The following is an 8496-nucleotide window of genomic DNA, read 5'->3' on the forward strand; positions in this document are numbered from 1 at the left end:
CTTAAGGGGTTAGCACGTCCAATACTACGCGGTCGCAAGGCCGCGTAGATTTTTTGTTTCTGCACGCAATATTTTTATGGGGATAGTTCGATGGGAGTAGTGGCAAAGCGTTCTTCCATGACCTTTTACTCTGATGGTACTGACCATTACAGTCACCGTGTACGTATCGTACTCTGTGAGAAAGGTGTGGCGGTCGATATCGTCGAGTGCAAAGAGAGTGAGCTGCCGGAGGATGTGGCAGCGCAGAACCCGTACAACGCCCTTCCGACTCTGCTGGATCGGGAGCTGGTGTTGTTTGAACCGAATGTGATGATGGAATATCTTGACGAGCGCTTCCCGCATCCGCCGTTGCTGCCGGTATATCCGGTTGCGCGTGCCGAGAGTCGCCTCTACATGCATCGCATTCAGAAAGACTGGTGTGTTCTGGTTGATCAGATTCTTCGTGGTGAAGGTACTGCTGCCGAACTGGATGCTGCCCGCAAGGAGTTGAGTGACAGTCTGGTTACTGTGTCACCCATCTTTGCTGAGAAACCGTTTTTCATGAGCGAAGAGTTTACACTTGTAGACTGCTGTATCGCTCCGATCCTGTGGCGTCTGCCGCTGCTGGGTATCGAGCTGCCTGAAGCTCAAACTCGTCCGTTGCAGAAGTATATGCAGCGTCTGTTCGAGCGTGAGTCATTCCAGGATAGCCTTTCCGAGCTGGAGCGCGAAATGCGCGACTAAGCGGAAACGCCAGCAATGAACAATGGCAGGGATGAAGGTAACTTCATCCCTTTTTTATAGCCAGGACGTAAGGTATGCCATGCCCGACTTATATCCGGGTATGGCAGTATCGGGAGTCAAATTATGAGCAGTATAAAGCCGAGTCGTCCCTATCTGCTGCGCGCACTCTACGAGTGGGTGCTGGATAACGACATGACACCACACCTGGTGGTGGATGCCACGATCCAGGGGGTGCAGGTACCGGAACAGTTCGTGCAGGATGGTCAGATCACCCTTAACATCGCCTCAGGTGCGGTTCAGGGGTTGGTGATTGAAGATCATGGTGTCGGTTTCAATGCCCGTTTTGGTGGTGTGCCGATGAATGTTTATGTGCCAATGGTGGCTGTCATGGCGATATTCACGCGTGAAAACGGTATGGGGATGGGGTTTGGTGTGGAGCCGGGTGTAGAGGAGCTTCTGAAGCAGACTGAAGATGGTGTGCAATTGCCACCGGATGATGAACCGCCAGAGCCTCCCAAGGGTGGTCGCAAGCCTGCGTTACGGGTAGTGAAGTAGACTCTGTTAACTCAAGCGGCCGGGAAGGATACCCGGCCACAGAGAGCTTCAGGTGGCTTGGGTTTAGCCACCAATATACTCAAATACCTTGACGATCTTGCGCACGCCGGTGACCGAGCGCGTAATATCGACAGCGCGATCAGCCTCATCCCTTCGCACCAATCCCATCAGATAGACCACACCGTTTTCGGTGACGACCTTGATGCGGTTGCCCTCAATGCTCTTGTCAGCCAGCATCTGTACCTTGATGCGGCTGGTCAGATAGACATCATTGCTGCGGACAATGGTGGATGTGGGACCTGCTATCTCCAGCTCGTTATGAATCTTGCGCACATGCCGCACCTGGCTGGCTACCCGTTCGGCTTCCTGTTTGACCTGTTCATTCGGAACCTGTCCCACCAGCAGTATTTGGCCGTTATAGCTGACCACATTGATGTGAGATTGGGCCAGTGGTTGCGAGCCCTTGCTGATGTTGACCAGTGTCTTGGTCTCGATAGCCTCGTCTTCCAGGTAGCTGCCCAGAGTGCGGCTGTCCTGATTCTCGCGAATGGGCTCGTCGCGCGTCGCACTGATGATGTTGGAGCAGCCGGTGACAAGAGTGGATGTCATTACGATGGCGATCAAGGAGTGTTTCAGCATGGGTCAGCCTCCAAATAGTTGATATTCAATCAGGTCACACAAGCAGTGCAGCACCAACAGGTGAGCGCCATGAATCAGTGCATCTTCGCCGCCTGGAATGCATATTTCGATCTCGTCCGGCAGCAGCAGTGCTGCCATGTTGCCTCCATCACCACCGCTGAGTGCAATCACCATCATGTCACGGTCATGGGCTGCCTGTATGGCCTGTACCAGACTGTTGGCGCGTCCGTGAGTGGAGATCACCAGCAGTATATCGCCAGGTTGACCCAAGGCTCGAATCTGCTTCGAGTAAACCTCTGTGAAACCGGTTTCTTCTCCGATGCCACTCATGGCGGCCGAGTCATTCAGTGCCAGCGCCGGCAGGCCAGGTCTTTCATGGCGAAAGCGGTTCAGCAGCAGTGATGCAAAATGCTGGGCCAGTGCGGATGAGCCGCCGTTACCGACACACAGAATCTTCTGTTCACTGACCAGGCACTGCAGCAGGAGTTCACCTGCGTCTGCGATAAGGGGAGTGTGCTGCTCAATGGTGAGCGCATTGATCTCCATACTGTTGTGAAACTGACTGACAATACGGTCTTCAAGTTCCATTAAAAACATTTCCGGTGTTCATGGACGAAAGGCATCTTTATACCACACTGGAGGGGTAGTCTCCGAATCTCCCTCATAGGCCAGTACATCGAAGCGGCAGGGGAAATTGTTCCAGTGTGGATTACGGCTGAGCATGAATCGAGCGGCACGAATAAGTTTTTGCTGCTTGCGCCAGTCTACTGAGGCAGCGGCGCCACCGAAGCCGGCTCGGCCGCGGGTTCTGACCTCAACAAATACGATCTGATCATGATCACGCATGATCAGGTCGATCTCGCCAAGGCGGCACTGTGCGTTGCGCTGCAACAGGGTGAGCCCCTGTGCAGTAAGCCAGGCTTCGGCCCGGCGCTCGGCATCCATGCCGATCTGTCTGCGGTCCATCGCAATATCTCCATCAGGTCAGGGACGGTTTGACGGCACGGGGGCCGGTACACCATCAACAAAGCGGGTACAGCTCAATACACGCTGTACCCTGCGGTTGGCATCAATGCTGAGCATTCCGGTTTCGGCCTGCAGGAAAGCGCCTGGGGCACTCTGCAGTTGCTCTAGCCACGGATACAGGTTGATCGCATCGACCCCCAGGGCGTAAAGGCGACCAAAGCGTGACAGGGTATCCTTGCCTTCAGCACTGAGTGCCCGGTGTGCTTCGCTGGGCGGCTCCAGAATCCACGGCAGGTCGCAGAAGGTGATGTTGTTCAGGTCCAGATCGCGACTGGCATCAGGGTATCCCGGATACAGGTGGGATGTTGCATACACCGGCAAGTCAGCTGCGTAATGGTAGTTAAGCATCGATTTAATCAAGCGTGCAGCATCCGGTAATGCAGTCAACAGAATTGCATCAGCATCCTGGCGTGACCGCTCCTGAAACTCCAGTCGATGCCGCAGCAACTGCCGCAACTGCTGTTCACGCTGTTTGCTTTGATCGGTAAGCATCAAACGTGCAATCTGTTCGTCATAGCTGCCTCCGGCCTGATACCGCAGCGTACCGACAACACGGCCTCCACCGGCTGACAGCTCCTCGCGCATCACGGCCTGCACCCGGTCACCCCACTCGGCAGCAGGGGTAATCAGCAGAACATTGCGTTGACCTTCAGCCAGTGCTCGCTTCGCAACCATGCGTGCTTCATGCTCTGAAGACAGCTCCAGTTGCCAGGGCGTCGAGGGGCCATTGGGTGCCGGATTGAGTGCCAAAACAGGCAGCTCACGTTCAGGTTGGTTGGAAAACTGTGCAACCAGCGCCTGGTCCAGTGGTCCGATAATCATCTCGGCACCCTGTTGGCGTGCAGCCTGTACAATATCGTCGGCATTTGAATACAGACTTGAATCGATCAGTGACAGTTGAGCAGGCACCTGCCCCTGGCGGCTCTGCACAGACTGTGCTGCACGGATACCATCCAGGATGGCGTTGGCAGGCTGAGCCAGTTCTCCGGTCAAGGGCAATACAACGGCGATTCTGCGGGCCTGTATCATTTCACCACCCTGTTGCAGCCCCATCAGGCCTGTGGGTGGCAGAATCATTACAGGGTGTGCTTGCCAGAGCTGACGCCAGCGCTCAAGGGCTGCTTCACGGCTGGGCAGATCACTGCTGGCACGTACCATCTCGGCCAGTTCAAACCAGCCCTGTTCGTGGTAGCTGTTGCCGGATTGAATAGCCTGACGCAAACTGGAATCAGGCACTGCCTGCAGTAGCTGCCAGATCTGATCGTGATAGCGTTGGCGTTCGGTGTCATCCTCCACCAGCAGGCTGCTCATGATCAGTTCACGGCTGGCGGCGACACGATCATCCTGTGCCAGCCATGCATCGGCACGCAGCTGGCTCAACTCTGCCTGCTGTGGCGCAGGCAGGGCACTGAATCGCTGACGATCAAGATAGCGCAAGGCCTCTGCAGCACGCTGCTGCTCCATGCTGTCGCCGGCACGCAGCTTGGCGACCTCAAAGGCAAGAGTAGGAGGCAGGATGTTCGTATCAATGGTGGCAAGAATCCGCTCCACCCGATTACGCTCGCCCTGTTGCACCAGCAACTGGGCAGCCTGCAGTTTGAGTTCGGCTGAACGGATTGGCCGCTCTCTTTCAGCCTGGCTCAGCAGCATATCAACGCTGGCAGCCTGAGTACTGCCGGTTGCATCTACCACCTGTGGTGGCTTTGAGGGCGCTGAACAGCCGGCCATCAAGGTTGCTGTCACCAGCAGGCTGAAAGACAGCCGTCGTAGATTCATCATATAATCCGGGTCCTTGCCAACAGATGGGTGTCCTAATGTCAGAACCAGTACTTTATATCGTAGCCACGCCGATCGGTAACCTGGCAGACCTCTCGGCACGGGCTCAGGAGGTGCTGGGCAGCGTCGATTACATCGCGGCCGAAGATACCCGTTATAGTGGGCGTTTGCTTGCGCACTTTACCATTAAAGCGCCCATGATTTCAGTGCATGATCACAATGAACGCCAACGATCCGAGCATATTATCAATTTGCTTGCGGCGGGCCACTCAATTGCGCTGGTCAGTGATGCCGGTACTCCACTGATTTCGGATCCCGGTTTCCATTTGGTACGGGCCGTTCGCGAAGCAGGGTATCGGGTATCGCCTGTACCGGGTTGTTGTGCCTTTGTAGCCGCTCTGTCCGCTTCGGGGCTGCCGTCTGACCGGTTCCAGTTCATTGGTTTTCTGCCGGCCAAAAGCGGAGCACGGCTTCAGACACTGAAGCCCTATGCTGCCCACACTGAAACGCTTATTTTCTACGAATCGACGCATCGCATCGTTGACAGTCTTGCTGCGATGGCTGAGGCGTTCGGGGGCGAGCGTTACGCAGTAGTGGCACGGGAACTTACCAAAACCTTCGAGACCATTCACGGCGATACCTTACAGAACCTGCTGGAATGGATTCAGGCGGACAGCAATCAGCAAAGGGGAGAGTTCGTGGTGCTGGTGCATGGTGCCCCGGCACCAGAGCAGGGCGATCAGATCGATCCTGAAGCCGAACGCATTCTGCATATTCTCGCGAAAGATATGCCACCGAAAAAGGCTGCGGGCCTTGCTGCCGAAATTACCGGTGAGAAGAAAAATCGACTGTATCAGCTGCTGATCCAGTAAGTGCTTGCTTAACTGCGCCTTGGCGTTATACTGCGCGCCGAGAGTCTGCCAGGCAATCGCCGCCGCTTTTAAGCGGGGGAGGAAAGTCCGGGCTCCACTGGGCAAGGTGCCAGATAACGTCTGGGCGGCGCGAGCCGACGGAAAGTGCAACAGAAAGTATACCGCCTAAGCATCTTCGGATGCCGGTAAGGTTGAAATGGTGCGGTAAGAGCGCACCGCGTGGGTGGCAACACTCCACGGCGATGGTAAACCCCACCCGGAGCAAGACCAAATAGGGACCCATTAAGGCGTGGCCCGCGCCGGGTCCGGGTAGGTCGCTTGAGGCCAGTGGTGACGCTGGTCCTAGATGAATGATTGTCCACGACAAAACCCGGCTTATCGGCAGACTCTCAACTCTTTCCAATCGATACCTTGGTGTCGGTTGCTTCACAGAGGGTGCAGACGCTCAGCGGAGCGCCTGCAGGTGTTGTTCAATAAAACGCTTCCTGCCTCAGGACTCGTTCTGTTTCTTTTCACGCTTTTCGCGGCGTTTCTCTTTTAACGATTTGGCCGGTTGCTTTTTTTCCTTTCCCTTAGCCATTTCAATTTCTCCTCAATATGACGTTTACAATAGATAAAGAAGCCAGTTTTGGAGAGATGCATCCTGCATCAGAAATACTTCAAGGCGCTGTCCTCCTGGTATTTAACATTAGCGGATAACTTTAATTAACGTGAAGCCAAGATTGTGGCCCATAAAACCAAGGTTGCAGGTATCTCCACATTTCATTCCCAGCAGGGCCGAGCCCAGGGGGGAAAATACGGAAATGCGCTGTTTATCCGGAGCTGCAGCACTGGGAGCGACCAATTCCAGTATGCAGGTTTCCTGTGTTTCCCTTACCTCAAGCAACAGCAGGTTGCCCAATCGAGCGCGTGGCTCGGCGTCTGTCGTTTGGTTCAGTTGTTCGATGCGACTGAATACCGACAACAGGTGCAGGGGACGGCTCAGGCTTATGCTGTCGCCGGTGATAAAGAAATGGCTCATGCGATCTAAAAAACGCCTGAAAGGCAATGCAATTGAATAATTCATGATGACTCTCCGCAGTCGTTATTATTGTGTTTTCGCCGGAGAGCATGGCTCTCCGGCTTAGTACGGAAAGACGAGATTCATATTTGGGTATGATGTCTTTTTCATTATCACTTGATGGTTTTATTTAAATGATGGCTTGATCATACTCGGAGTAAAATAAAAGGCAAGCCGGTGCCTGTTGGATAAAAATCAATGCCTGGGCCGGTATGCAATTTATTACAATCCGTGCAGGCACTGCGGCAGGCCGATCTCCATGGCGATGGGACGGTGGTCTGAAATTGTGCAGTCCAGGACTTCGGCGTGGCGCATCTCAAGGCTTGGGGTAATCAAAATATGGTCCAGTGCCCGCGTTGGTTTCCAGCTGGGGTAGGTGGGCATCACCTGCTCAGCCGATACCAGCCCCAGCCCCTGCAGCGCCGGACGGTTGAGCAGATGTTCCAGCGGGTTGTTCATGTCACCCATCAGCACCGCATGCGGATGATGTTCGATCAGTTCGCGGATATAGCGCAACTGCCGATCCTGAGTGCGTGCTCCCAGTGCCAGATGTAAAACGATCACCAGCAGTGAATGCTCGCCGTTGCCAAGGCGAACCACAATGGCACCACGACCGGGAATCAGCCCCGGTAACGGGTGATCTTCCACAAGGCTGGGCTCAATTCGGCTGAGTACACCGTTGCTGTGCTGTGCCAGCTTGCCCAAATTTCGGTTGCGTTGCTGGTACCAGTGCTGAAACTGCCCGGACTGTGCCAAATACTCAACCTGATTCACAAACCCGCTGCGCAGGCTGCCTCCGTCAACCTCTTGCAAAGCGACCAGATCATACTGGCGCAGTACCTGAGCAATCTCGTCCAGCGTGCGGTTGCGCTGCCGGTGGGGCAGCAGGTGCTGCCAGCTGCGGGTGACATAATGGTGGTATGCCTGAGTATTGATCCCGACCTGAATGTTGAAACTGAGCAGCTTCAAACTGTCACGGGGGCTGCGGGGCTGCTTGTCATGATCAGAAACGAGGCCTGGGCTGGCGGGATACTGCGGGACCGGGGTGGGTTCTTGCATCACGGTGGCACGGCCTTTTTGAATGAAGTGGTCAGTTCCTAGGCTAGGCAAGTACTGTTGGCAGGTAAAGGCTAATTGCATAATCCGGTTGTCTGTTTTTCAACCCCAAAACGCAATTTAAGGTTGGTATCAGGTAGAGCGATACAGAATGGCTCCATATCTGGAGGATTATCTGTATGCCCAATCGAAATCTGATCCTGAGTCTCATTGCACTGCTGGCGGTACAGCTGGGTGTCTGGCAATGGAGTCTCAGCTATGAACATTTTCTCACCCTCAGCGGCTTTCTGGCCATCAACTTCATGTCCATCACCATGCTTCTGGCCATGCGACCGAAATGGCTGGAATTCCCCTTAGGTGGTCTGGACAAGCAGTATCACCTGCACAAGTGGACCGGCATTCTAGGCGCCATTTTTGCTCTGGCACACTGGCTGGTCGAGATGGGCGATGACGCCTTCAAGGCGCTGTTCGGCAAGGATCGCAGCCTGCGTGAAGCCGACTTTTCCGGCCTGCTAGACAATTTGCAGGGAATGTTTGAGGACTGGGGAGAGCCCGGCCTGTATCTGCTTCTGGGCCTTGTGGTCATCACCCTGATCCGTTGGGTCCCTTACCGTTTCTGGCGCTATCTGCACCGCGTTATGCCGTTGATCTATCTAAGCCTGGCAGCCCACTCTCTGCTGCTGGCACCGTTGAGCTGGTGGCAGCAGCCGACCGGCTGGCTGATGGCGCTGTTGATCGGTGCAGGCAGCATCGCCAGCCTGCAGTCGCTGGCGGGGCTGATCGGCAAAA

General features: G+C 55.0%; 10 protein-coding genes and 1 other RNA gene. 5 read left to right on the forward strand and 6 right to left on the reverse strand.

Features of this window, described 5'->3' with window-relative positions; all coding sequences use genetic code 11:
* Window positions 1-90: 90 nt before the first annotated feature.
* Window positions 91-723, forward strand: coding sequence for a glutathione S-transferase N-terminal domain-containing protein (locus ABIE61_RS06650; RefSeq protein WP_354407838.1), 633 nt, complete (start codon window positions 91-93; stop codon window positions 721-723).
* Window positions 724-855: 132 nt separating this feature from the next.
* Window positions 856-1278 (forward strand): ClpXP protease specificity-enhancing factor, encoded by a 423-nt coding sequence (locus ABIE61_RS06655; RefSeq protein WP_354407868.1) that lies wholly within the window; start codon window positions 856-858, stop codon window positions 1276-1278.
* Between the two features lie 63 nt (window positions 1279-1341).
* Here ABIE61_RS06655 and ABIE61_RS06660 read toward each other — a convergent pair whose 3' ends face one another.
* From ABIE61_RS06660 to ABIE61_RS06675, 4 genes are read right to left on the reverse strand one after another with little or no spacing between them, the layout of a single operon-like run.
* The gene (locus ABIE61_RS06660) at window positions 1342-1917 is read right to left on the reverse strand and encodes a BON domain-containing protein (RefSeq protein ID WP_354407840.1); all 576 of its coding nucleotides are present in this window, start codon (window positions 1915-1917) and stop codon (window positions 1342-1344) included.
* A 3-nt stretch (window positions 1918-1920) separates the two neighbouring features.
* A complete protein-coding gene (locus tag ABIE61_RS06665; RefSeq protein WP_091825669.1) occupies window positions 1921-2505 on the reverse strand; it encodes an SIS domain-containing protein in 585 nt (194 codons plus the stop codon).
* Window positions 2506-2523: 18 nt separating this feature from the next.
* Window positions 2524-2883, reverse strand: coding sequence for a YraN family protein (locus ABIE61_RS06670; protein WP_206840502.1), 360 nt, complete (start codon window positions 2881-2883; stop codon window positions 2524-2526).
* A gap of 18 nt (window positions 2884-2901) precedes the next feature.
* Window positions 2902-4722, reverse strand: a complete 1821-nt coding sequence (locus tag ABIE61_RS06675; protein ID WP_091825674.1) for a penicillin-binding protein activator — start codon at window positions 4720-4722, stop codon at window positions 2902-2904.
* A gap of 35 nt (window positions 4723-4757) precedes the next feature.
* Between ABIE61_RS06675 and rsmI the strand changes: the two genes are divergently transcribed.
* Window positions 4758-5591 (forward strand): 16S rRNA (cytidine(1402)-2'-O)-methyltransferase, encoded by an 834-nt coding sequence (gene rsmI / locus ABIE61_RS06680; protein ID WP_354407844.1) that lies wholly within the window; start codon window positions 4758-4760, stop codon window positions 5589-5591.
* A 40-nt stretch (window positions 5592-5631) separates the two neighbouring features.
* Window positions 5632-5985: RNase P RNA component class A (rnpB, locus tag ABIE61_RS06685), an RNA gene on the forward strand.
* A gap of 294 nt (window positions 5986-6279) precedes the next feature.
* Here rnpB and ABIE61_RS06690 read toward each other — a convergent pair.
* Both ABIE61_RS06690 and ABIE61_RS06695 read right to left on the reverse strand, forming a co-directional pair.
* Window positions 6280-6657, reverse strand: coding sequence for a GreA/GreB family elongation factor (locus ABIE61_RS06690; RefSeq protein WP_354407847.1), 378 nt, complete (start codon window positions 6655-6657; stop codon window positions 6280-6282).
* A gap of 216 nt (window positions 6658-6873) precedes the next feature.
* A complete protein-coding gene (locus ABIE61_RS06695) occupies window positions 6874-7710 on the reverse strand; it encodes an endonuclease/exonuclease/phosphatase family protein (RefSeq protein ID WP_354407850.1) in 837 nt (278 codons plus the stop codon).
* Window positions 7711-7886: 176 nt separating this feature from the next.
* On the opposite strand from ABIE61_RS06695, the gene ABIE61_RS06700 reads away from it, so the two are divergent.
* A partial coding sequence (locus tag ABIE61_RS06700; RefSeq protein WP_354407853.1) for a ferric reductase-like transmembrane domain-containing protein occupies window positions 7887-8496 on the forward strand: 610 nt, incomplete at its 3' end.

Origin of the sequence: Marinobacterium sp. MBR-111, assembly GCF_040547585.1 — a bacterium.
Lineage (GTDB): Bacteria > Pseudomonadota > Gammaproteobacteria > Pseudomonadales > Balneatricaceae > Marinobacterium > Marinobacterium iners.

What these genes read in the sequence shown, in the direction of transcription:
- ABIE61_RS06650 (WP_354407838.1), top strand. Translation starts at nt 91, where the DNA reads ATGGGAGTAGTGGCAAAGCGTTCTTCCATGACCTTTTACTCTGATGGT.
- ABIE61_RS06660 (WP_354407840.1), bottom strand. Translation starts at nt 1,917, where the DNA reads ATGCTGAAACACTCCTTGATCGCCATCGTAATGACATCCACTCTTGTC.
- ABIE61_RS06665 (WP_091825669.1), bottom strand. Translation starts at nt 2,505, where the DNA reads ATGGAACTTGAAGACCGTATTGTCAGTCAGTTTCACAACAGTATGGAG.
- ABIE61_RS06670 (WP_206840502.1), bottom strand. Translation starts at nt 2,883, where the DNA reads ATGGACCGCAGACAGATCGGCATGGATGCCGAGCGCCGGGCCGAAGCC.
- ABIE61_RS06675 (WP_091825674.1), bottom strand. Translation starts at nt 4,722, where the DNA reads ATGATGAATCTACGACGGCTGTCTTTCAGCCTGCTGGTGACAGCAACC.
- rsmI (WP_354407844.1), top strand. Translation starts at nt 4,758, where the DNA reads ATGTCAGAACCAGTACTTTATATCGTAGCCACGCCGATCGGTAACCTG.
- ABIE61_RS06690 (WP_354407847.1), bottom strand. Translation starts at nt 6,657, where the DNA reads ATGAATTATTCAATTGCATTGCCTTTCAGGCGTTTTTTAGATCGCATG.
- ABIE61_RS06695 (WP_354407850.1), bottom strand. Translation starts at nt 7,710, where the DNA reads ATGCAAGAACCCACCCCGGTCCCGCAGTATCCCGCCAGCCCAGGCCTC.